The sequence below is a fragment of the Tsuneonella sp. HG094 genome (assembly GCF_053819285.1).
The window spans coordinates 2,376,111-2,398,304 of sequence record NZ_JBSORA010000001.1; the positions used below are offsets into that span (position 1 = coordinate 2,376,111).

18 protein-coding genes and 1 tRNA gene are annotated in these 22,194 nt (G+C 63.9%); 11 read left to right on the forward strand and 8 right to left on the reverse strand.

What is annotated here, in order from left to right:
* Window positions 1-95: 95 nt before the first annotated feature.
* A complete protein-coding gene (locus tag ACWPMX_RS11825; RefSeq protein WP_455700196.1) occupies window positions 96-674 on the forward strand; it encodes a lytic transglycosylase domain-containing protein in 579 nt (192 codons plus the stop codon).
* Between the two features lie 2 nt (window positions 675-676).
* Window positions 677-877 carry a DUF5818 domain-containing protein gene (locus tag ACWPMX_RS11830; protein ID WP_455700780.1) on the forward strand — a complete coding sequence of 67 codons (201 nt, stop codon included), beginning with the start codon at window positions 677-679 and terminating at the stop codon, window positions 875-877.
* Here the strand turns inward: ACWPMX_RS11830 and ACWPMX_RS11835 are convergent, their stop codons facing one another.
* Both ACWPMX_RS11835 and ACWPMX_RS11840 read right to left on the reverse strand, forming a co-directional pair.
* Window positions 878-2,095, reverse strand: coding sequence for a tyrosine-type recombinase/integrase (locus tag ACWPMX_RS11835; RefSeq protein WP_455700197.1), 1,218 nt, complete (start codon window positions 2,093-2,095; stop codon window positions 878-880).
* A 165-nt stretch (window positions 2,096-2,260) separates the two neighbouring features.
* Window positions 2,261-2,347, reverse strand: a tRNA-Leu gene (locus ACWPMX_RS11840).
* Between the two features lie 162 nt (window positions 2,348-2,509).
* Between ACWPMX_RS11840 and ACWPMX_RS11845 the strand changes: the two genes are divergently transcribed.
* On the forward strand, window positions 2,510-3,454 hold the full coding sequence (locus ACWPMX_RS11845) for a complex I NDUFA9 subunit family protein (protein ID WP_455700198.1): 945 nt from the start codon (window positions 2,510-2,512) through the stop codon (window positions 3,452-3,454).
* Here the strand turns inward: ACWPMX_RS11845 and ACWPMX_RS11850 are convergent.
* Both ACWPMX_RS11850 and ACWPMX_RS11855 read right to left on the reverse strand, forming a co-directional pair.
* A complete protein-coding gene (locus tag ACWPMX_RS11850; protein ID WP_455700199.1) occupies window positions 3,451-3,924 on the reverse strand; it encodes an NfeD family protein in 474 nt (157 codons plus the stop codon). The genes ACWPMX_RS11845 and ACWPMX_RS11850 overlap by 4 nt on opposite strands.
* Before the next feature lie 9 nt (window positions 3,925-3,933).
* Entirely contained in the window at window positions 3,934-4,941 is a 1,008-nt protein-coding gene (locus ACWPMX_RS11855) for an SPFH domain-containing protein (RefSeq protein WP_455700200.1), read from the reverse strand.
* A 246-nt stretch (window positions 4,942-5,187) separates the two neighbouring features.
* On the opposite strand from ACWPMX_RS11855, the gene ACWPMX_RS11860 reads away from it, so the two are divergent.
* The gene (locus tag ACWPMX_RS11860) at window positions 5,188-7,281 is read left to right on the forward strand and encodes a TonB-dependent receptor plug domain-containing protein (RefSeq protein WP_455700201.1); all 2,094 of its coding nucleotides are present in this window, start codon (window positions 5,188-5,190) and stop codon (window positions 7,279-7,281) included.
* 29 nt (window positions 7,282-7,310) lie between these two features.
* Window positions 7,311-8,303: an aldo/keto reductase gene (locus ACWPMX_RS11865; RefSeq protein WP_455700202.1), complete on the forward strand. Its 993-nt coding sequence runs from the start codon at window positions 7,311-7,313 to the stop codon at window positions 8,301-8,303.
* On the opposite strand, the gene ACWPMX_RS11870 is transcribed toward ACWPMX_RS11865, so the two are convergent.
* On the reverse strand, window positions 8,300-9,157 hold the full coding sequence (locus ACWPMX_RS11870; RefSeq protein WP_455700203.1) for a dienelactone hydrolase family protein: 858 nt from the start codon (window positions 9,155-9,157) through the stop codon (window positions 8,300-8,302). The two genes, ACWPMX_RS11865 and ACWPMX_RS11870, sit on opposite strands and share 4 nt — an antisense overlap.
* 152 nt (window positions 9,158-9,309) lie before the next feature.
* On the opposite strand from ACWPMX_RS11870, the gene ACWPMX_RS11875 reads away from it, so the two are divergent.
* The 3 genes from ACWPMX_RS11875 to ACWPMX_RS11885 all read left to right on the forward strand — a co-directional run bounded on the left by ACWPMX_RS11875 (window position 9,310) and on the right by ACWPMX_RS11885 (window position 11,457).
* Entirely contained in the window at window positions 9,310-10,734 is a 1,425-nt protein-coding gene (locus tag ACWPMX_RS11875) for an aldehyde dehydrogenase family protein (protein WP_455700204.1), read from the forward strand.
* Window positions 10,735-10,812: 78 nt separating this feature from the next.
* Window positions 10,813-11,061, forward strand: coding sequence for a hypothetical protein (locus ACWPMX_RS11880; protein WP_455700205.1), 249 nt, complete (start codon window positions 10,813-10,815; stop codon window positions 11,059-11,061).
* A gap of 12 nt (window positions 11,062-11,073) precedes the next feature.
* Entirely contained in the window at window positions 11,074-11,457 is a 384-nt protein-coding gene (locus ACWPMX_RS11885) for a VOC family protein (protein ID WP_455700206.1), read from the forward strand.
* 4 nt (window positions 11,458-11,461) lie between these two features.
* Here the strand turns inward: ACWPMX_RS11885 and ACWPMX_RS11890 are convergent, their stop codons facing one another.
* Window positions 11,462-11,863: a VOC family protein gene (locus ACWPMX_RS11890; RefSeq protein WP_455700207.1), complete on the reverse strand. Its 402-nt coding sequence runs from the start codon at window positions 11,861-11,863 to the stop codon at window positions 11,462-11,464.
* Window positions 11,864-11,865: 2 nt separating this feature from the next.
* On the reverse strand, window positions 11,866-12,876 hold the full coding sequence (locus tag ACWPMX_RS11895; protein WP_455700208.1) for an NAD(P)H-dependent flavin oxidoreductase: 1,011 nt from the start codon (window positions 12,874-12,876) through the stop codon (window positions 11,866-11,868).
* Between the two features lie 411 nt (window positions 12,877-13,287).
* Here ACWPMX_RS11895 and ACWPMX_RS11900 point away from each other — a divergent pair, with 411 nt between their 5' ends.
* From ACWPMX_RS11900 to ACWPMX_RS11910, 3 genes are read left to right on the forward strand one after another with little or no spacing between them, the layout of a single operon-like run.
* Window positions 13,288-17,796: an MSCRAMM family protein gene (locus tag ACWPMX_RS11900; protein WP_455700209.1), complete on the forward strand. Its 4,509-nt coding sequence runs from the start codon at window positions 13,288-13,290 to the stop codon at window positions 17,794-17,796.
* A gap of 19 nt (window positions 17,797-17,815) precedes the next feature.
* Window positions 17,816-19,546, forward strand: coding sequence for a type I secretion system permease/ATPase (locus tag ACWPMX_RS11905; protein WP_455700210.1), 1,731 nt, complete (start codon window positions 17,816-17,818; stop codon window positions 19,544-19,546).
* A 4-nt stretch (window positions 19,547-19,550) separates the two neighbouring features.
* The gene (locus ACWPMX_RS11910; protein WP_455700211.1) at window positions 19,551-20,858 is read left to right on the forward strand and encodes an HlyD family type I secretion periplasmic adaptor subunit; all 1,308 of its coding nucleotides are present in this window, start codon (window positions 19,551-19,553) and stop codon (window positions 20,856-20,858) included.
* Between the two features lie 30 nt (window positions 20,859-20,888).
* On the opposite strand, the gene ACWPMX_RS11915 is transcribed toward ACWPMX_RS11910, so the two are convergent.
* Window positions 20,889-22,166 (reverse strand): aspartate kinase, encoded by a 1,278-nt coding sequence (locus tag ACWPMX_RS11915; protein WP_455700212.1) that lies wholly within the window; start codon window positions 22,164-22,166, stop codon window positions 20,889-20,891.
* Window positions 22,167-22,194: the final 28 nt, after the last annotated feature.

Sequence of the window (22,194 nt, forward strand, 5' to 3'; positions counted from 1 at the left end):
GCTGCCTCTCCTCTGCGTGATAGGAACCGTTTTCCTACAGCTTGGTGTTCATCTTATGTTCTTTTGCGATTCGGGGCAATCGAGGAGAACGCATGATGATCCGCAAGCTGATTCTGGGATTGACGTGGGCGGGAAGTTTCGCGGTCGGCGGCGCAAGCGCGGCGCAGGAATTTCACATTTTCGATCACGATTATCGCTCGTCCTCAGACGTGAATGCGGCACGCAGTGAAGGCATTTCACAAACGGTCGACCGGAGGCTCGCGCCGCACGCTGTCGTTCCGGGTTATCCGGAGGCGATCTACCTGCCGCTCATTCAGGAAGCCGAAATCAGGTATGGACTGCCGCCGCGGCTGTTGCAGGCCTTGGTCTGGGCAGAATCCCGGTTTAACCCGCTTGCGGTCAGCCCAGCTGGTGCGGCAGGTCTGGCCCAGCTGATGCCGGCCACGGCGCGTGAGCTCGGAGTCACCAACCGACATGATCCTCAGCAGAACATTGATGGTGGTGCGCGCTATCTTCGACAGATGCTCGATCGGTTCGGATCGGTGCATCTTGCGCTGGCCGCCTACAATGCGGGACCCGGCACCGTGACGAAGGCAGGCGGGATTCCTAAAAATCGCGAGACGCCGGGCTATGTGAGGAGCGTCCTCGATCGCTGGATGAGCTACGCCAACTGATGATGACGAATCGAAAACGCATTACCGGACGGCTCGAATCCGGTCCGCGAGGTCTGATAATTGTGACCGAAGCTGGCGATCTCTGGGTGCTGGAGGGCTGCAAGCCGGACGATGACTTGATTGGCACCCAGGTGACAGCCGAGGGCGAGGCCTCAGGCTACGATCGCCTGCGGACGGACTGGCTTGGCGCCGCAACCGTTTAATCATCCCACCCGAAGCTTGAGGACGGGGTTTCCTGCCCTGAGTTCGTCCAGGTGATCGCTCCACCATTGAGCCATGCGCACCCGCTCTTCCCAGTGCTTACCTCGGTGATAAATACCCCTCACCGCATTGGTGTCGCCATGGGCGAGCCCGCGCTCGATGGCATCTGCGCTCCAAAGTCCGGATTCGTTGAGCATGGTTGAGGCGGTTGCGCGCAGGCCGTGGGCAGTGACCTCTTCCTTTGAGAATCCCATGCGGCGGAAGGCCGCGTTGAGGGTGTTCTCGCTCATGGGACGTGTTTCCGATCTGGCGGATGGGAACACGTATCCTTCTGAACCAAGCATCGCTTCCAGCTCCTTCAGGTAGGCGATCACCTGGCTCGACAGGGGCACAGCGTGGGCGCGGCGCGCCTTCATCTTGCCTTCCGGGATCTTCCAGACGCCTGCCTCGAAGTCGAATTCGCTCCATTCCGCGTGGCGAAGCTCACCTGGACGAACGAAGACGTGCGGCGCGACCAGCAGTGCAAACTTCGTAATCGGGTGGCCGGTGTAGTCGTCAATCGCCCGCAGCAGGCCGCCGAGTTCGGTCGGGTCAAGGATCGCGGCGTAGTGCTTGGCCTTGGGCGTGATCAAGGCTCCCTTGAGAAGGCTCGTCGGATCACCCGTGCAACGCGCGGTGGCGACCCCGAAGCGGAACACCCGGCTGGCGAACGAGCGACATTTTTTGGCCGTTTCGTGCTTGCCCGCCGCTTCGAGGCGCTTCAGCGGGGCGAGTACCTCGAATGGTTCGATCTGTTCCAGGGGACGTTTCCCGATCGAGCGAACCAGCTTGTCGAGAAAGTAGTTGGCCTTGAGTAGCGTCGCGTCGGCCCTGCCGTTGCGGACCATCATCTGGTCGATGTATTCCCTTGCCACCTCCTCGAAAGTGATCCCGGCGATGAATTCGGCCCGGATCTTTTGCTTGCGCTTCTCGAGCGCAGGATCACCGCCCTTCGATACCGCGAGACGCGCTTCGAGCGCTGCGTTGCGCGCATCTTTCAGGCTGAGGTCGGGATAGGTGCCGATCGAAAGCTTCTTCTCAACCTTCCCGATTCGATAGCGGAAGCGCCACAGCTTGCTGCCTAGCGGCGTCACTTGAACATACAAGCCGCGCTCGTCGGCGACCTTGTATGGCTTTTCTCTGGGTCGGAGCGCTCTGAGCTGGCTATCGGTCAATGGCACGTGCGGGCCTTTCTCGAATGTGGTTTACACCGAAATCCGCAAAAGGCCCGCAAATGTTCTCGGAATGCCTGGATGTTCCTGACACGTTCCGGGACGGTCCAAGGGCCAAATTCCTTGGATTTCCGGGACTTTATAGACTTTTTGGGATGTTTTGAGAAGAACAAATGGTGCCCAGAAGAGGACTCGAACCTCCACGCCCTTGCGAGCGCCGCCACCTGAAGACGGTGCGTCTACCAATTCCGCCATCTGGGCACCGGATGCGCGGGCGAACGTCGAAGCCGCCCGGCGGGTAGGGGCGGGCCGATACGAAGGGGGCGCGCGCTTGTCAACGCGCCATCATCGATTGAAGTATGGCCCGTTGCGAAAGACAGCGGGTTGCGGCAGGGCGGGCGGGCAATTTCGGCAAGGGTAAGCATGGCCAGGACGCATCCTCTCGACGGCAAGCTGGTGACGATCATCGGCGGCAGCGGATTTCTCGGCGATCATGTCGCGCAGGCGCTGCTGCGGCGTGGGGCGCGCGTGCGCGTGGCCAGTCGGCATCCGGAGAAGGCGTGGAAGCTGAAGCCGCTCGCCCAACTCGGACAGCTCCAGTTCGCGCGGGTCGATTCAACGCGGCCAGCGACGCTGACTCCGGCGGTCGCCGGTTCCGATGCCGTCATCAATCTCGTCGGCACATTCAGCGGCGACCTGATGACGGCGATCGCCGGGAGTGCCGGGAACGTGGCGCAGGCAGTGCGAGAGGCCGGAGCGACCGCGCTCGTCCATGTCAGCGCGATCGGAGCCGATGCGGAGTCGCCCGCCGGTTACGCGCGTGCGAAGGCAGAGAGCGAGACCGCGGTCCTTGCCGCGTTCCCGAATGCGACCGTGCTGCGCCCCTCGGTCCTGTTCGGGGAGGACGACAGCTTCGTGAATATGTTCGCCGGGCTGATCGCGACGCTTCCGGTGCTGCCGGTGTTCGCGCCCAATGCGCCGGTCCAGGCTCTGCACGTCGACGATGCTGCCGAAGCGATCGTCGCGGCGCTCGCCGATCCGGCGAAGCATGGCGGCAAGACCTACGAAATTGCCGGTCCCGAACCGATCACGATGCGCGCGCTGAACGAGCGGATCGCCGCTGCGCAGAACCGCAAGCGTGGCTTCATCGACGTGCCCGACGGTATCTCGGCGGTGTTCGCCGCCCTCCCCGGCACGCCGATGAACAGCGACCAGTGGGCGCTGCTTAAGGCCGGAAACGGTCCTTCAGGTGCGCTGCCCGGCCTCAAGGAACTGGGCGTCACCGCGCGGCCGCTGGGCCTTTTCCTCGATCGCTGGATGACCCGCTACCGCAAGCACGGGCGCTTCAACGAGAAGCTCGCCGGTTAGGCTTCCCCGCTTTCGTCCGGGAGCAATGTAAGCGGCTCGACGATCAGCGTACCGCCGTCGAAGCCGGTGATCCGCACGCGGGTCCCTGCGGGCAGCTCGGGGCCGCGCGCCGACCATTCGCTGTCGCCGTGCCGCACGCGCCCTTCGCCGTGTTCGATCGCGACGGCCACCGTTCCGGTCTGGCCGACCAGTCGGCCCATGCGATTGTTGAGCAGCGGGTCGGAGCTCACGATGGGCTGGTCGCGCATGATCCGCTTTGCCGAAAAGACGATGATCAGCGACAAGAAAACGAAGTTCACGATCTGGATCGGCACGCCCAGATCGAGTGCGAAAGTCAGCGCGCCGGTCGCCAACGCCGCGAGCGCGAGCCAGATCAGGTAGACGCCCGGAACCAGCATCTCGAGTCCGGCGAGCACGAGTCCGAACGCGAACCAGATCCAGTAGGCGTCGGTTTCTCCGAACCAGTTCATCGCCGCCCCCTACTCTTCCCCGCCTGTCCGCGGCACGGCGGCGCGCTGGCGCACCGGAGGGACCGCGACCCCATCAGGCGGCGGCGGGAGTGTCGCCGCGCCCTCGCCCGGCCTGATCGCTTCGCGCATCAGTTCGCCGATCCCGCCGAGCGAGCCGATGAGCTGCGTGGCCTCGACCGGGAACAGGATCGTCTTGGCATTCGGGCTCGTCGCGAACTTCGCGACCGCTTTTGTGTATTCCTGCGCGATGAAGTAGTTGATCGCCTGGTTGCCGCTCTGCGAGATCGCGTCGGAGACCGCGCGGGTCGCCTCGGCTTCGGCCTGCGCGGCCCGCTCACGCGCCTCGGCATCGCGAAAAGCGGCCTCGCGCTTGCCTTCGGCCGAGAGGATCGCCGACTGCTTCTCGCCCTCGGCGCGCAGGATACGGCTTGCCCGTTCGCCCTCGGCCTCGAGGATTTCGGCGCGCTTCAGGCGCTCGGCTTTCATCTGCCGCGCCATCGCTTCCGAGATGTCGAGCGGCGGTCGGATGTCCTTGATCTCGACCCGCGTTATCTTCACGCCCCACGGCGAAGTCGCGTGATCGACCACGCCGAGCAGGCGGGCGTTGATCTCGTCGCGCTTCGACAGCGTCTCGTCGAGGTCCATCGAACCCATCACGGTGCGCAGGTTTGTCGTCGTGATCGCCATGATCGCGCCGTAGAGGTTGTGCACTTCGTACGCGGCCTTGCCCGCATCGAGCACCTGGAAGAAGACCACCGCGTCGACCCCGACCATGGCGTTGTCGCGCGTGATGATCTCTTGTCCCGGGATATCGAGCACCTGCTCCATCATGTTCACCTTCTGCCCGACGCGGTCGATGAACGGGATGATCAGGTGCATGCCGGGATCGGCGGCGAGGGTGAACTTGCCGAACCGCTCGATGGTATAGACGAAGCCCTGCCGGACGACCTTCACGCCCGATGCGATGAAGATGAACACCACCGCGAGTATCAGCGCCAGTGTGATGATCGAACCCATATCCCGGTCTCCCTGCCTGCAGCGATATCGTAAGGCGCGCGGAGCCGCGGGCAAGGAAAACCGGACTGGCAGATGACCGATTGAAGCAGGTTCTTCAGCAGAATGTCGTCCGTCCGGCGGCGTCAGCCGTTCGTGGCGGGTCCGGTGCTCCTATCGAATCCATTTCCCCGCTGGTCGAGGCTAGCGAGAGGTCTGCGACGGGCCAGCCTAGTGCTCCTCATCGAGGAAGTTGGGGACTGCAACCACATGAAAATTGTCGCGATACTGCCGCTGCTCGCATCGACTGTGCTGGCTTCGCCTGCATTCGCGCAAACTGCGGTCAGCAGCGAAGCCGTGCCCGCCGCGACCGCTGCCGCTCCCGACCCCTCTGGCAATGGACGACAGGTCTACACCCCCGCCGACTTCGCCCGATATGCACCGAAGACCGCGCAAGACATGCTGGAACAGGTGCCGAGCTTCCAGATCCGCGATAGTGAAAACCTGCGCGGGCTGGGCCAGGCCACCGGGAACGTTTTGTTCAACGGTCAGCGCCCGTCTTCGAAATCCGACGATCTGCGTACGCTGCTGTCGCGCATACCGGCGGCGAATGTCGAGCGGATCGAGATCGTCGACGGCGCCACACTGGACCTGCCCGGCCTGTCGGGGCAGGTCGCCAACGTCGTCTATACCTCGAGCGGCGGAGTGTCGGGGCAGTTCAGCCTGACCGGGCAGGTGCGCGCGCACTACGCCGATCCGCTGTTCACCCGCGGCGCGGTGTCGGTCAGCGGCCGTAGCGGCGCGCTGGAATACGAGGTCGGTCTCGACAACAATCAGGCGGGGCGCAGCGCGGCCGGCGGGCCGACGTTGATCTTCGACGGCAGCGGCGTGATCACCGAGACCCGCAACGACGTCTGGACCAACGACTACGACGCGCCCAAGCTGTCGGGCAAGTTGACCTGGACCGGGACCGGCGGCAACCTGGCTCACCTCAACGGCCACTACCAGCGCGTCTACGGCATCTACGACGAGCGCGGCGCGCGGGTCTCTCCTGGGCTGCCCGACCGCATACGCACCGTGCGCCAGCGCAACAAGACCTGGAACTACGAGATCGGGGGCGACTACGAGTTCGGCTTGGGCCCGGGACGGCTCAAGACGATCGGCCTGCGCCGGTTCAGCCACGAACCCTTCTTCGAGGAGGTTGTGACCGATTACGCCGATGCAACGCCGTCGGTCGGCAGCGGCTACGCGCAGGTCGGCGACCTAGGCGAAACGATCGCGCGGGGGGAATATTCGTGGAAGATGCTCGGCGGCGATTGGCAATTGTCGGGCGAGGCGGCGTTCAACTCGCTCGATAACGTCGCCAGCCTTGGCGTACTGGGCGCCGGCGACGCGTTCATCTACTCGCCTTATCCCGAAGGCACTGGCGGGGTGAAGGAAGACCGCTACGAAGCGCTGCTCAGCTTCGGCCGACCGCTCACCGACACGCTGTCGATCCAGATCGTCGGCGGGGCCGAGCGCTCGACAATCACGCAGACCGGCGCGATGGGGCTGAACCGCACCTTCTTCCGCCCCAAGGGAACCCTGTCGCTGGCCTGGAAGCCGAGCGACACGTTCGACGCATCGCTCAAGATTCGTCGCCGGGTTCTGCAATTGTCGTTCTACGATTTCCTCGCCCGCGCAAACCTTAACGACGACACCGCCAATTCGGGCAACACCGACCTGCGGCCGCAGCAGGACTGGAGCTACGAAGGCGAGATCAACAAGAAGCTCGGGCCGTGGGGCTCGCAGCAGTTCCGCTTCGTCTATCGCGATGTCGAGGATTACGTCGATGTGATCCCAGTGCCCGGCGGCGAAGCGATCGGCAACGTGCCCAAGGCCTGGGCGGCGGCGATCGTTTCGACCAGCACCATCAATCTTGATCCGATCGGCCTCAAGGGTGTGCGGCTCGACGGCACGTTTGTGCTCCAGACCTCGCGGCTGCGCGACCCCTTCACCGGCGAGAAGCGCCAGTGGCGCGGGTTCGTCAACCGGCAGGCCTTCCTGTCGTTGCGCCACGACATTCCCGGCAGCAACTGGGCCTACGGCGGCGAAGCGAGCCACAATCACGTGCTGCCGCGCTACCGACGAACCGAGGTCGACCGGCTATGGGAAGGCCCGTGGTTTGCGAACCTGTTCATTGAGCACAAGGACCTGTTCGGACTGACCGTACGCGCGGAAGCGGGCAATCTCCTCAACGCCCGCTCGCGCCGCGAACGGACGATCTACACAGGCCTGCGCGGGGCAACGCCAATCGCCTCGATCGAGAGCCGCGACCGGCTGATCGGACCGATCTTCTCGCTGTCGGTGCGCGGTAACTTCTAATCCGGGCGCGCCCCCGCTAGGTGCACGGGATGATCGAGAAACGCACACTCGCGGGCCGCATGGTCGCGCCCGTCGGCCTCGGCTGCATGAACCTGTCGTGGGCCTACGGCGACCCGCCGCCGCACGCCGACAAGGTCAGGCTGCTCGAACGCGCGCTGGAGCTTGGCTATGACCATCTCGACACATCGAACATTTATGGCTTGGGTCGCAACGAATCCCTGCTGGGCGAGGCCGTATCGGAACGGCGCGCGGATTTCCTTCTGGCGAGCAAGACCGGTATCGTGATCGAAGGCGAACGGCGGGGTATCGATTGTTCACCAGCGGCCATGTTGCAATCGATCGATGACAGTCTGGCACGGCTCAGGACCGATCGGATCGATCTGTTCTACATGCACCGGTTCGACCCGAAGGTTCCCATTGCGGATGCGGTCGGCGCGCTGTCCCGCGCCATCGAGGCGGGCAAGATCGGTGGCTACGGCGTTTCCGAATGGAGTGCGGCGCATATCCGCGAGGCCCACGCGGTTCACCCGATGGCGGCGGTGCAAACCGAATACTCGCTGTGGACGCGCCAGCCCGAAATCGCCGCTCTCGAAACCACGCGCGAACTCGGCATCGCCTTCGTCGCCTTTTCTCCTGTCGGGCGCGGGGCATTGGGCGGTGAACTGGGCGACGTGCCGCAATTCGGCGAGCGCGACATTCGCCGCACGATGCCGCGATTCATGGACGACCACTGGCCCGCCAACCGCGAACGGATCGCCCGCTTCGATGCACTGGCGGAAAGAGCGAGCGTCGCCCCGGCACAGCTCGCACTCGCGTGGCTGCTGGCGCAGGGGCCGCACGTCCATGCGATTCCGGGCACGACGAGTATCGCTCACCTCGAGGAGAATTTCGCCACGCTGTCGCTCGACATCCCTGCCTCGACCATCGAGGCGGCGGGCGATCTGATCAACCATGCTACCGTCAGCGGCCCGCGCTACAGCGCGGCGATGCAGGCCACCATCGATACCGAGGATTTCGTCTAGAGCTTGCCGTAGAGCGCCAGCATCCGCGTCCAGGCCCGGTCCGCCTCCGCCTGGTTGTAGGCGGGACTGTCGGGCACGCACCAGCCGTGGTCGGCGGCGTAGACCTCGATCTCGGCCTGCACACCGGCAGCATCGGCCGCTTCGCGCAGCATGGTCTTGGCCGTCGGCTGCTTGCTGTCGTCGTTCTTCGCGATGGCGATAAGGTAGCCCGTTCCCAGTTGCAGACGGCGGTGCGGGCTGTCGGGCTTGTCGGTAACGAGGCCACCGCCATGGAAGCTCGCGGCCGCCTTGACGCGGCCGGGGACCGCCGCAGCCGTATAGATCGTGAAAGATCCGCCCATGCAGTACCCCTGGTTGCCGATCCCGCGCTTCGTGTTCACCGCGCGCTGGGCGTCGAGCCAGGCAACGAGCGCGGTGGCATCGCGGCCGATCGCGTCGGGCGCCGTCGCCTTGGTCCGCCACGGCCCGACTTTCTCGAACCCGCCCTGCGCCTGGAAGGCTGCGAAATCTGCAAATTGCGGAGCGGGCGCATCGCGGTAATAAGGATTGGCGACCAGCACGGCATAGCCGCTGCCGGCCAATCGCCGTGCCATCGCCTTCTTGGCTTCGCGCAGGCCTGCAATGTCGGGCCACAAGATAACCGCGGGCGCCGGTTTGGCCGGATGCACGAAAAAGGCATCCATGGTGCCATCGGGCGTCGGGATCGACACCATCGTTTCGGTAAGGGTGGCGGCGCCACCGCCGGTTTCTACCGACGTGCAAGCGGCCAGGCTCGCCATCGCACCGCCGGCGACGAAGGCCCGGCGATTGGTCCCTTGGCGGGCAAACTCTTCGAGATCGGTTTCATCGCACATGCATCGCTCTCCTTGCCGCCCGCCGTCACACCGACCCTAGCAGCCCGGTTGTCTTCGTCCAGCGCCGACCCGACGCAACGGCGTTGGCGAAGCAGGCAAGCTGCGGCTAGGTTGCGAGTAAGGACCGAATCACACCTGCCAAGGAGAGAGACATGCCCGCGACCCATTCCTGCCTGATCGACGGCGAACTCGTCAGCACAGCCGGGACGCTTGACGTTCTCAACCCGGCCAACGAGCAGGTCGTCGGCAGCGTGCCGGCGTGCGGCAAGGACGAACTCGACCGCGCGGTCGCAGCCGCCCGCCGTGCCTTCCAGAGTTGGCGCAAGACCTCGCCCGAGGAGCGCCAAAAGGTCGTGATGGGCATCGCCGCCGCGATCAAGGACAACGCGGACGAACTCTACCGCCTGCTGACCAGCGAGCAGGGCAAGCCGCATCACCAGGCGAAGCAGGAGATTTTCGGGGCCGCGGGCCTCGCGATGGCGCAGTCGGGGCTGAAGCTAGACGACGTGGTCAACCAGGACGACGACACTCGCCTCAGCCGGACCCGCCGCGTGCCTGTCGGTGTGGTCGGCGGCATCGTGCCGTGGAACTTCCCGGTGATGATGGCGATCCAGAAGATTGTGCCCGCGCTCGTTTCGGGCTGCACGATCGTGCTCAAGCCCTCGCCCTTCACCCCGCTCACCACACTGCGCATCGCCGAACTGATCAAGGACGTGGTGCCTGCCGGCACGGTCAACATCATCACCGGACCCGACGAGCTCGGCCCGCTCATCACCGAACATCCGGACATCGACAAGATTACTTTCACCGGCTCGACCGCGACCGGCAAGAGGATCATGGAAGGTGCCTCGAAGGACCTGAAGCGCATCACCCTCGAGCTCGGCGGCAACGACGCCTCGATCGTGCTCCCCGACGCCGATGTCTCCAAGGTGGCCGAGCAGCTGTTCTGGTCGAGCTTCTCGAACGCCGGCCAGATATGCGTCGCGGCGAAGCGGATCTACATCCATGAAGACATATACGACGAGCTGTCAGCAGCGATCGCCGAATACGCGAAGGGCGTGACGGTCGGCGACGGCAGCCAGCAGGGTACCGGAGTGGGCCCGATCCAGAACAAGAAGCAGTTCGACCGCGTTTGCGAATTGATCGAGGATGCGAAGGAGAACGGCTACAAATTCCTCGTCGGCGGCAATGTCGATCCTTCGGGTTCGGGTTACTACGTGCCGATCACGATCCTCGACAATCCGCCCGAGGATGCCAGGATCGTGGCCGAGGAGCAGTTCGGCCCCGTCATGCCGCTGATGAAGTTCTCAACCACCGAGGAAGTCATCGCGCGCGCCAATGCATCCGAATACGGGCTTGCCGGCGCCGTCTGGACCGCCGACCCGGACAAGGGCGTCGAGATCGCCGAGCAGCTCGAGACCGGCACAGTCTGGGTCAACGAATTCCTGCACATCAGCCCGCTCGCCCCGTTCGGCGGGCACAAGCAGTCGGGCTTCGGTGCCGAATACGGCCTCGATGGCCTGAAGGAATTCACCTACGCTCAGGTCATCACGGTCAAGAAGGACGCGTTCGCCTGACCGAATCCCTTCGCGCATTTCTCCCGCTTCCCTTGCTGCGCCGAAAGGTTAACAAGGGTGGCGGGAGGACTCGTGACGATGGACGACGACAGTTCGGAACGCATGGGTGGCTTCGGCGCGCTGGTCGGCTGGACCCACCAAGACCTTGGCGATCGGGTGGTGCTGCGCTTGCAGAGCAGGCACCGCGCCGGTGATCCGAAGACCGATCCGGTGGACGAATTCCACTACATCCTGACCAAGAACCAAGCGGCCGTGCTGGCAAACTTCTTGTTCGGCGTTTCCGGCAAGTTGCCGCAGCCCAAGCGCCGCGTGCGCTGGTTCCGGTAAGGTCGGCGCGCGATGGCGAAGGTGCTCGGCCTCGGCGGCCTGTTCTTCAAATCGTCCGATCCGACGGCCACCGCTGCGTGGTACACTCGGGTTCTCGGCATCGACTTCATGGACTGGGGCGGGACCGTCTTCCTGCCCGAAACGGCGGCGGCCCATCCGGGCGCCGGCACCGTGTTCAGTCCGTTCAAGGCCGAGACGACTTATTTCGAGCCGTCGCCGGAGCCATTCATGTTCAACCTCATGGTCGACGACCTTGCCGCGATGCTCGCGCACTGCGCCGCCGAAGGGGTCGAGCCGGTGATGACCATGTTCGGCGAGATGAACGGCGATTTCGCGCACATCATGGACTGCGACGGCCGCAAGGTCGAATTGTGGCAGCCCAAGCCGATCGGCTGAGCGGTCAGTCGGCGAAGAAATTCAGCTCGAGCAGCACGTTGTTGGGATCGGTGGTGAACACCTGGCGCAGTCCGATCCGCTCGATCAGGTTGCAGGTGTAGCTGGCCCCGGCGGCGTCGAGCCGTTCGATCAGGGCATCGTAGCCGCGGCACTTGAGGGCGATGTGATGGATCGGCCCGCCCTCACCGCCCGGCTCGACCGCGCGCTCGACCGAACGCGGCGCGTCCATCGTGTTGATGTGAAAGATCGCCTGCCCGCTGCCGTCGGCGATCCACGCAGCGGTGTGTCGGGTCAACGGCGGCGGCGCGTCGATGCGCGTGAGGCCGAGGATTCGCTCGCAAAACTCGACCGTCTCCTCAAGCCGGTCGGTCGCGATGTTCACGTGGTCCAGTCGCTCGACACGCATTGTCACCTCCGATTCAATGCTTCCTCGCTCTGCGCCATCAGTTGCGTGATAATGTCGGCGACCGGCTCTTCGGTCTTGACCATGCCGACCGACTGGCCGGCCATCAGGCTGCCATTCTCAACATCACCGTCGATAACGGCACGACGAAGGGCGCCGGCCCAATAATGCTCGATCTGGAGTTGCGCCTCGAGCATCTCGATCCCTTCGGAATCAAGCATATTGGCAACCTCGAGCTGCTTGGCGGTGAACGCCTCGGTCCCTTTGTTCTTGAGCGCGCGAACCGGGATCACCGGCAGCCGGGGATCGACCTGCACACTTGCCACCGCATCGCGCGCACCGGCGCGGAAGAAGGCCTTCTTGAAGTCCGGGTGCGCGATGCTCTCGGTCGCGCAGGCGAAGCGCGTCCCGAGCTGGACGCCGACCGCGCCCATCTCGAGGTAGCCGGCGATCGCCTCGCCCCGGCCGATCCCGCCCGCGACGAACACGAGGTTGTCGGCGGCGAGCTCCGGCAGAAATTCCTGCGCGAGGACGCTGGTCGATACCGGACCGATGTGCCCCCCCGCCTCCATCCCTTCGATGACGAGCGCATCGCCGCCGCTACGCAGCAGCTTCTTGGCGAGCGCGAGCGTGGGAGCGAACACGATCACTTTGGCATCGAACGCCTTAATCGCCTCGACGCTGCCCTTCGGCGGGATGCCGCCGGCGAGCACGACGTGCCCGACCCGATGCCGCGCGCAGACCTCGATCAGGTCGAATAGCTGCGGATGCATCGTGATGAGGTTTACGCCGAACGGCTTGTCGGTCAGGGCGCGCGTGGCCGCGATTTCCGCATCGAGAAGTTCGGGGGTCATCGCTCCGCAAGCGATCACCCCGAACCCGCCCGCGTTGCTGATCGCGCTGACGAGATTGCGCTCCGACACCCAACTCATGGCACCGCACAAGATGGCGTATTCGGTGCCGAGGAACGCGCGGCCGCGGGCCATGAGGGCGCTGGTCTTGGGGTAGGTCTTCATGGCGCGCGCTTAAGCGCGCTGACACGATGCGGCAAGACGTCCTGCCGTCGGCGGACGAAGCCAGATTACGACTGATCGGGCGGGCGGCTGCTCGGAATCAGATCGAGGCACCTTTCGGATCGCCGCTAATGTCCCACAGTGGAACACTATTTCCGTTTGACTCTGGTTAACCGAAGCTTAACTTCGCACTTACGGACGCGAGTCGCGTGGACTGCGTGCGGGCCAAAAATCTTTCTAAACGGGTTGTACGTCGTGTGCGTTTTGTCCCCTCTCTTTCGAGTAGGGTACGTCGTAACGTCGTCAATTGCTCGAGTGGCAGCGGACGGGGCTAGGGGTTGCTCCATCTCCCACTCTTCGCAAGGGCCCGACACAAAGCAGCTTTCTCGCCGTCCAACGTGAGGAGGATGTGCGATGGCTACCGGTCAAGCTTCATATTTAGACGCAAACGGTGCAGGAACTGCGGACGACGTCACCTATTACGATCTGACGACGAAGACCGGCGACCGAGCCAAGATTAACGGCGGCCTCTTCTTTGCGACAGCGCCCAATTCGACGTCAGGAACCGGCGTTATCAACGCGTTCGTGCGCGTTCAGGCGACCGGCAACGAAGACGGATACAACACGTCGGATCATTCGGGAACCTTCCCGAATTACGACGAGAACACCTCGCCCACCTTCACGAAGGACTTGCTGCTTAGCGACGTGCCGGAAGTCACCATCGACGGCGTCGTCTATTACGAGTTCCGGCTCGACATCAACCAGCTCAACAGTGCGCCCCTGATCTCGCTCGACAAACTGATCATCTACAAGAGCGCGCTTGCCGCCGGGTCGGCGGAAGGAACGATCGACGGCGACTGGTTCGATGACAATGCGACGGCAGTCTACGACATAGACGGCACAGGGAATACCAGCATCCTCCTCGACTATTCGCTTCAGGCGGGAAGCGGTCGATCGGACATGTTTTTCTACGTGCCGAAATCGAACTTCGGGGGGGCGGTAGAGAACCAGACCCTGGTCACGCTTTACTCAGAATTCGGCGCAACCGGAACGCTCGATTCCACGGACGGCATTACCAACGTCGACGATACCATCACCATCGACGGCGCTGTTTCGAACAACGCCGACGATTCACCCACTACCATCTACGGTAGCTACACCACCAACGACGGCTTCGAAGAATGGTCGGTGTCGAAGGCACCCACCGGTACCCCGATTTACGGGTACAAATGGCAAGACACCGATGGCGATGGGGTCTGGGACAACACGGAACTCGCCCTTGGCGGCTGGAAATTCGATTACACCCTCGAATACACGATCGAGGGGAGTGGAAATGACCCCGATACAGTCACGACCGTGCAGGGCACGGCCACGACCGACAGCACCGGTAAGTACACCATTTTCCTACCCGTCGCCGATACCTACAAGCTGACGATCACTGAAATCCCCAAGGACGGAACGTGGTTCAACACCTTCGACGGCAGTGCCACCGTAAACGCCGTCCTCGAAAACTACACGTTCACGGCAAACGACTTGCCACACAAGCAGGGCAATACGACCACCGCGGACAAGGTCAGCGGCGTGTTCGGTGTCGCAGGGCCCATGAACTTTGGAAACGCCCAATACGGCTCGATTTCGGGCACCAAGTACGAGGATGCCGACGGCTCGAACGCGACCGACGACGACCGCACGGTGTGGGAACACGAGCCGGTCCTGATCCAGCTCTACAAGGACGGGGTCAAGATCGCCGAGGAGTACACGGTCGACGGCAAGTACGAGTTCACCGACCTGCTGCCGGGCGACTACGAGGTGCGCGAGGTCGATCCCGCCGGCAACGGCTGGATCAACGTCACCCCGCTCACCGTCACGCTCGCCGACCAGGAGAGCGGGTTCGAGGTCACCGACGCCGACTTCGCCAACGTCCGCTACGGCTCGATCGCGGGCACCAAGTACGAGGACGCCGACGGCTCGAACGCGACCGACGACGACCGCACGGTGTGGGAACACGAGCCGGTCCTGATCCAGCTCTACAAGGACGGGGTCAAGATCGCCGAGGAGTACACGGTCGACGGCAAGTACGAGTTCACCGACCTGCTGCCGGGCGACTACGAGGTGCGCGAGGTCGATCCCGCCGGCAACGGCTGGATCAACGTCACCCCGCTCACCGTCACGCTCGCCGACCAGGAGAGCGGGTTCGAGGTCACCGACGCCGACTTCGCCAACGTCCGCTACGGCTCGATCGCGGGCACCAAGTACGAGGACGCCGACGGCTCGAACGCGACCGACGACGACCGCACGGTGTGGGAACACGAGCCGGTCCTGATCCAGCTCTACAAGGACGGGGTCAAGATCGCCGAGGAGTACACGGTCGACGGCAAGTACGAGTTCACCGACCTGCTGCCGGGCGACTACGAGGTGCGCGAGGTCGATCCCGCCGGCAACGGCTGGATCAACGTCACCCCGCTCACCGTCACGCTCGCCGACCAGGAGAGCGGGTTCGAGGTCACCGACGCCGACTTCGCCAACGTCCGCTACGGCTCGATCGCGGGCACCAAGTACGAGGACGCCGACGGCTCGAACGCGACCGACGACGACCGCACGGTGTGGGAACACGAGCCGGTCCTGATCCAGCTCTACAAGGACGGGGTCAAGATCGCCGAGGAGTACACGGTCGACGGCAAGTACGAGTTCACCGACCTGCTGCCGGGCGACTACGAGGTGCGCGAGGTCGATCCCGCCGGCAACGGCTGGATCAACGTCACCCCGCTCACCGTCACGCTCGCCGACCAGGAGAGCGGGTTCGAGGTCACCGACGCCGACTTCGCCAACGTCCGCTACGGCTCGATCGCGGGCACCAAGTACGAGGACGCCGACGGCTCGAACGCGACCGACGACGACCGCACGGTGTGGGAACACGAGCCGGTCCTGATCCAGCTCTACAAGGACGGGGTCAAGATCGCCGAGGAGTACACGGTCGACGGCAAGTACGAGTTCACCGACCTGCTGCCGGGCGACTACGAGGTGCGCGAGGTCGATCCCGCCGGCAACGGCTGGATCAACGTCACCCCGCTCACCGTCACGCTCGCCGACCAGGAGAGCGGGTTCGAGGTCACCGACGCCGACTTCACCAACGTCAAGTTCGGCGAGATCAGCGGTTACAAGCTGGAAGACCTCGACGGCGAGGTTGGCGGCGAGACGCAAACCTGGACGGGCGGTGCGGTAACAATCGTCCTGCTCGACGGGAATGGCGATCCGGTGCTCGATGGCAACGGCGATCCGATCACCACCACCACCGACCCGCTCACCGGCTACTACGAGTTCACCGACCTGCTTCCGGGGACCTACACGGTCGCCGAAGAGACGCCGGAAGGTAGCTACGCGGTAATCGGCGAGGTGGACGTCGGCACGGTCGAATCCGGCTTCGTGGCGAGCAACGTCAACCTCACGAACTTCGTCCCGGATCCCGAAATCGCGATCCAGAAGTACGTCAAGACGAACGTGGTCCCGACGTACCAGGACGAGGACGATCCAGACGGCTCGGCTGCCTCGACCAGCAATATCGTGCAGTTCAAGGTAACGCTCACGAACACCGGCAACGTCGCACTCACCGCGATCGCGATGGAAGACTACGTCATCGACGACGGCGTCCTCGCGACGAAGACGACCATCGACTACAACGATCCCGCGCTTGGCGCGTGGGTCGACCTCAACCGGAACGGGACGCAAGAGGCCGGCGAGGACTGGATCGCCCTCGATGGTGACGGCGACATGATCCTCGAGAATGTGGTGCTCGCGGTGAATGACGACCCAAACACCGACGAAGTCGAAGACCAGCTCGACATCTATTACTCGCTCGATTCAAGACTTGGCCAACACGAGAATACTGCCAGCGTGAAGGCCGAGGACGTCTATATCGGAAAGGAGACCAATACCGTCAGCGACGACGCGAACTACTACGTCCTCGACGAGGATTGCGTCGGCGTCGGCACGCCAGGCTTCTGGAGCAACAACGGCTTCAAGTTCTGGAACGGACACAACGGCGACGAAGACAAGCAGGAGGGCAAGCCCGGGTTTGCAGAGGACGAACTCCTATATGCGGTCGATCACGACGGCAACGGCAGCATTTCGCCGATCGATTCAAGCGGCGACGGCTTCGTCAACTTGCTGGCCAAGGATGGCCTCAACGACGCCAAGCCGCTGGATAATGCGAAGACTGCTGGCCTGCTCATTGGCGACTACAACCAGAATGGCCTGACCGACGCCAACGAAGATACCATCTTCATCAGCTATGAGGATGCAGTCTCGCTTATCAACGCATCGAACCGGCAGACGAACGGTGGCCAAGCGGATGGCATCTGGATGGTTGGCCGCGACGTGGTTGCGACGTGGCTCAACTTCCTCGCCAACAATCCCGATGCGGGGCAGACCGACTGCATCGGCACGGTCGATGGCGCAGATGGCTACCTGACTCCACGTGAATCGATCGACGCTGCAATCGACTGGCTGCAGCAATTCGCCAGCAACAAAAACTCGGACGACACGAAATCCGACGGCATCAAGAACAACGGTGACGAGTATTTGGATACTGACACCAACACCAACACCAACTTCCACGAGGCCATCAAGACGGCGATTTTCGAGTTCGACGCGAAAATCGCTACCAGCACCACATCGTGGAACTCGAAGAGTCTTCCGGGCGAAGACCTGGCGCTGTCCGGATCCCAAATCCACAGCGCACTCGATGAGTATAACAACGACGGTAAGGTAAACGGTGTGGAATACTGCTGCGACCGCGACGATGCCGAGGCGATCGATGCCATGACCCAGGTTGACGCATGGCAAGCCAGCCTCCTTGGCAGCAACGACCAGACGCTGCAGGATCAGTCTCAATTGATGTATACGCAAACGCTCGTCGCAGTCTGACGAGTGCCTGGGGGGGGCAATGTACGGACAGATGGAAGTAGAGGAACCGAAGCCCCGGATAGCAGAATGGCTGTCCGGACCGCTTCGGAGAAACCGGTCGCTCTACGTGAAGGTCGGCGTTGCTGCGGCGATGATCAACCTGTTCTCGCTGATCGTCGCGCTGTTCACGATGACGGTCTACGACCGTGTCGTACCGAACAATGCGACCGAATCGCTGATCGGCCTGACGATCGGCCTTGCGATCGTACTGCTGTTCGATTTCGTGCTGAAACTGCTGCGCTCGTATTTCGTCGATGTAGCCGGAGCGCGGGTCGACCGGGACATCGGGCGCGCGATCTTTTCGCGGATCCTCGCAATGCGGCTCGATCTCGGTCGCCGCTCAACGGGCGGTCTGGCGGGACTGGTGCGCGAGATCGAGACACTGCGCGATTTCTTCACGTCGGCGACACTGACCACGCTCGTCGATCTGCCCTTCGTGATCATCACATTGATTGCCATCGCGCTGATCGGCGGCTGGCTGGTCATGGTGCCGCTGGTCCTCATCCCGCTGGTGGTTCTTGCTGCGCTCGCCTCGCAGCCGGTCATGCGCAGGCTCGCATCGCGCACCCTGGGCGAGGCACTCGGCAAGCAGGCGGTGCTCGTCGAGACGATCGGCAGCCTCGAAACGGTCAAGTCGGCCAACGCGGGCGGCATGCTGGAGAAGCGCTGGGATGCGGCGATGCGCGGCCACTCGCAGGCTTCGCTTCGCCAGCGCCTGACGTCCAATCTCTCGATCAACGTCGCGGGCAGCGCGCAGACGATGGCCTACACCGGGATCGTCATCTTCGGCGTGTTTGCAATCGCCAACCAGAGCCTGACGATGGGCGGCCTGATCGCCTGCTCCATCCTCGCCGGCCGCGCAGTCGCCCCTCTAGGCGCGATCGCCAACCTCCTCACCCGGATCAACGCCACGCGAACGGCGTACCAGCAAATCGACCAGCTGATGGAGCAGCCGGCCGAGGGGCCGCAGACGGGTCCCGGCCTGATGCCGTCGACCGTCGAAGGCGCGATCGAGTTCCGCGACGTCGATTTTCGCTATCCGGGGGCAGCAGAACTGGCGCTGACGGGCGTGTCGTTCCGCATAAAGCCGGGCGAACACGTCGCTCTCGTGGGCCCCGTCGGGTCGGGCAAGTCGACGATCGCCAAGCTCATCATCGGCCTTTACCCACCGACCAGCGGCCTCGTGATGGTCGATGGGACCGACGTCCGTCAACTCGCGCCAGCGTCGCTGCGAGCCAAGGTGGGCGCGCTGTTGCAGGACAATGTGCTGCTCACCGGATCGATCCGCGACAATATCCTGCTCGGCCGCGAGGACGTGGACGACGAGGAAATGGTCCGCGCGGCCAAGGCTGCCTTGGCGCACGACTTCATCGCCACGATGCCCAACGGCTATGACGTGTCCTTGGCGGATCGCGGTGACGGGCTGTCGGGCGGCCAGCGGCAGGCGATCGCGATGGCCCGCGCACTCGTCGGCAGCCCGCCGGTGCTGGTCTTCGACGAACCGACCAGCGCGGTCGATACCGACACCGAAGCGCGCCTCATGGTCAATTTGCGCGAGGAATTTCTGGGCCGCACCCTGATCGTCATCACCCATCGCCCGTCGCTGCTCAACCTCGTGTCGCGCGTCATTCTGATGTCGCGCGGGCGGATTGCGATGGATGGAACCCCTGACACCTTGACGCGCAACGTCGCGCGGATCGGCAAGAGGTAGCGCCATGCTGCAGATGACCCGCTCGTTCTTCCAAGATGACGAACTCGCGTTCGAAGATGAGGAATTGCGCGCCCGCAAGTCCGCAAACCTGATTCTGTGGGGCCTGGCCGCGTTCGTGCTGATCTTTCTGGCGTGGGCGGCCCTGACCCAGGTCGACCGCACGGTGCGCGGCATGGGGCGCATCGTTCCAAGTTCGAAGTTGCAGGTGGTGTCGAACCTCGAAGGCGGCGTCGTCGAAGAGATTCTCGTCAAGCAGGGCGACACGGTGACACGGGGGCAACTGCTTGTGCGGCTCAGTTCCACGCTCAGCGATTCGCAGTTCGGGAGCACCGAGGCGAACGTGAACGCGCTGGAAGCGAAGATCGCCCGGTTGCAGGCCGAAGTCGCGGGCGGATCGCCCAGTTACGCTGGAACCGCACCGTCGCAGGTCGCGGTCGAGCAATCGCTGCACTCGGCCCGCATGGCCGAACTGTCGGGTCTTCGCGCGGCAGGCCAGGCCCGCGTCGTGCAGGCAGAACGCTCGGTCAATGAAGCGCGTTCGATTCTGGAAGCGCGGCAGTCGAATCTCGTCACCGCGCGGCGCGAGCTCGAGATGCTGCGGCCGCTGGCCGAACAGCTGATCGTGCCCAAGATGGACCTGATCAAGGCCGAGAATGCCGCGCAGGTCGCGCAGAACGAGGTGTCTGCGGCACAGGCCGCGGTCGCGCGGGCACAGTCGTCCGTGGCTGAAGCCCGCGCCTCTACCGCGCAGCAGTTCAGCGACTGGAAGTCGCGCGCCGGCATGGAATTGTCACAGGCGCAGGCCGAGTTGTCGATGCAGCGGCAGAGCCTGCCCGCGCTGTCCGACCGGGTCGATCGCACGGCTATCCGTGCGCCGATGTCGGGCAAGGTCAACCGCGTGCTGGTGACGACCGTCGGCGGCAGCGTCAGCGCGGGAATGCCGGTCGCCGAGATCGTGCCGGCAGACGACACGCTCTATGTCGAGGTGCTGGTGCGACCGAGCGATATCGCGAATGTCGGCCTCGGCCAGAAGGCTAGGGTGGAAATCACGGCTTACAATTCGGCGGTGTTCGGCTCGATGGACGGCGTGGTCACCTCGATCGCGCCCGATGCCGTGCAGAACGATCAAGGCGAGAGCTTCTACACCGTCGAAGTGCAGACCGACCAGACGCTGAAGGGACCCGACGGCAAGCCGCTGAAGATCGGTTCCGGAATGATGGCGAACGTCAGCCTGCGGGGCGAGAGCCGCTCGATCCTGAGCTACCTTTTCACTCCGATCACGCGCCTGTCGGAAAACGCCTTCCGCGAATAGCGAAAGCTGACGCGGTCATCCGACCCGGAGCTAGTCGCTTTCGTTCGCGTCGAGGCCGTAGGCGGTGTGCAGCACGCGCACCGCGAGTTCGGTCTCGTCCTCGTCGATCAGCACGCTGACCTTGATCTCCGAGGTCGAGATCGCCTGGATGTTAATCCCGCGCTCGGCGAGCGCCTTGAACATCGTGCTGGCAACGCCCGCGTGACTCTTCATGCCGACGCCGACGACGCTGATCTTGGCGATCTTGCTGTCGGTGATGATGCGGTTGAAGCCGATCTCGCCGCGCTTGTCCTCGAGCAGGGCCTGCGCGCGGGCGAGGTCGGCCATCGGAACGGTGAAGGTCACGTCGGTCTCGCCCTTGTCGCGGCCGACGTTCTGGATGATCATGTCGACGTTGATCGACGCTTGCGCCAGCGGCTCGAAGATGTGCGCCACCGCCCCCGGCTTGTCGGGCACGCGGGTGAGGATCACCTTCGCCTCGTTCTTGTCGTGCGCGATTCCGGTGACGTGCTGGCGTTCCATTTCGCCCTTCTCCAATAACTTTTCCATCTCCTCTTCGGAGACGATCATCGTGCCGGGGATTTCGTCGGCGGGTACGGCGTCGTCGCCGATGAAGCTGGAGAGGACCTGCACCCGCACGCCCTCCTTCATCGCGAGGCCGACGCTGCGGGTCTGGAGGACCTTGGCTCCGACGCTCGCGAGCTCGAGCATTTCCTCGTAGGTCACCGCCTTCAGCTTGCGCGCCTTGGCGACTATCCGCGGGTCGGTGGTATAGACCCCGTCGACGTCGGTGTAGATGTCGCAGCGATCCGCGCCGATCGCCGCCGCGACCGCAACCGCCGAGGTATCGCTGCCGCCGCGCCCCAACGTGGTCACGCGGTTGTCGTGGCCGAGGCCCTGGAAGCCGGGGATTACCGCGATTTCGCCCGCCGCCATGCTGGCGAGGAGCGCGTCCGAATCGATGTCCTCGATCCGCGCCTTGGCATGCGCTTCGATCGTATGGATCGGCAACTGCCAGCCGAGCCACGAGCGCGCCTTGCAGCCGAGCGCCTGAAGGGTGAGCGCGAGGAGCCCGCTCGTCACCTGCTCGCCGCTCGCGACGACGACGTCGTATTCGGCCGGATCGTAAAGCGGGTTCGCCTCGCGGCAGAAGTTGACCAGCCGATCGGTCTCGCCAGCCATCGCGGACACCACCACGGCGACCTGGTTGCCGCTCGCAGCCTGCTTGCGCACGATGTTCGCCACGCGCCGGATGCGCTCGGTGCCGGCCATCGAGGTGCCGCCGAATTTCATCACGATCCGGGCCAAGCGAAGCTGCTCCTGCTGGATAGGTTAC

Coding starts and splice junctions, on each gene's coding strand:
- ACWPMX_RS11825 (WP_455700196.1), top strand. CDS start 96: ATGATCCGCAAGCTGATTCTGGGATTGACGTGGGCGGGAAGTTTCGCG.
- ACWPMX_RS11830 (WP_455700780.1), top strand. CDS start 677: ATGACGAATCGAAAACGCATTACCGGACGGCTCGAATCCGGTCCGCGA.
- ACWPMX_RS11845 (WP_455700198.1), top strand. CDS start 2,510: ATGGCCAGGACGCATCCTCTCGACGGCAAGCTGGTGACGATCATCGGC.
- ACWPMX_RS11850 (WP_455700199.1), bottom strand. CDS start 3,924: ATGAACTGGTTCGGAGAAACCGACGCCTACTGGATCTGGTTCGCGTTC.
- ACWPMX_RS11855 (WP_455700200.1), bottom strand. CDS start 4,941: ATGGGTTCGATCATCACACTGGCGCTGATACTCGCGGTGGTGTTCATC.
- ACWPMX_RS11860 (WP_455700201.1), top strand. CDS start 5,188: ATGAAAATTGTCGCGATACTGCCGCTGCTCGCATCGACTGTGCTGGCT.
- ACWPMX_RS11865 (WP_455700202.1), top strand. CDS start 7,311: ATGATCGAGAAACGCACACTCGCGGGCCGCATGGTCGCGCCCGTCGGC.
- ACWPMX_RS11870 (WP_455700203.1), bottom strand. CDS start 9,157: ATGTGCGATGAAACCGATCTCGAAGAGTTTGCCCGCCAAGGGACCAAT.
- ACWPMX_RS11875 (WP_455700204.1), top strand. CDS start 9,310: ATGCCCGCGACCCATTCCTGCCTGATCGACGGCGAACTCGTCAGCACA.
- ACWPMX_RS11880 (WP_455700205.1), top strand. CDS start 10,813: ATGGACGACGACAGTTCGGAACGCATGGGTGGCTTCGGCGCGCTGGTC.
- ACWPMX_RS11885 (WP_455700206.1), top strand. CDS start 11,074: ATGGCGAAGGTGCTCGGCCTCGGCGGCCTGTTCTTCAAATCGTCCGAT.
- ACWPMX_RS11890 (WP_455700207.1), bottom strand. CDS start 11,863: ATGCGTGTCGAGCGACTGGACCACGTGAACATCGCGACCGACCGGCTT.
- ACWPMX_RS11895 (WP_455700208.1), bottom strand. CDS start 12,876: ATGAAGACCTACCCCAAGACCAGCGCCCTCATGGCCCGCGGCCGCGCG.
- ACWPMX_RS11900 (WP_455700209.1), top strand. CDS start 13,288: ATGGCTACCGGTCAAGCTTCATATTTAGACGCAAACGGTGCAGGAACT.
- ACWPMX_RS11905 (WP_455700210.1), top strand. CDS start 17,816: ATGTACGGACAGATGGAAGTAGAGGAACCGAAGCCCCGGATAGCAGAA.
- ACWPMX_RS11910 (WP_455700211.1), top strand. CDS start 19,551: ATGCTGCAGATGACCCGCTCGTTCTTCCAAGATGACGAACTCGCGTTC.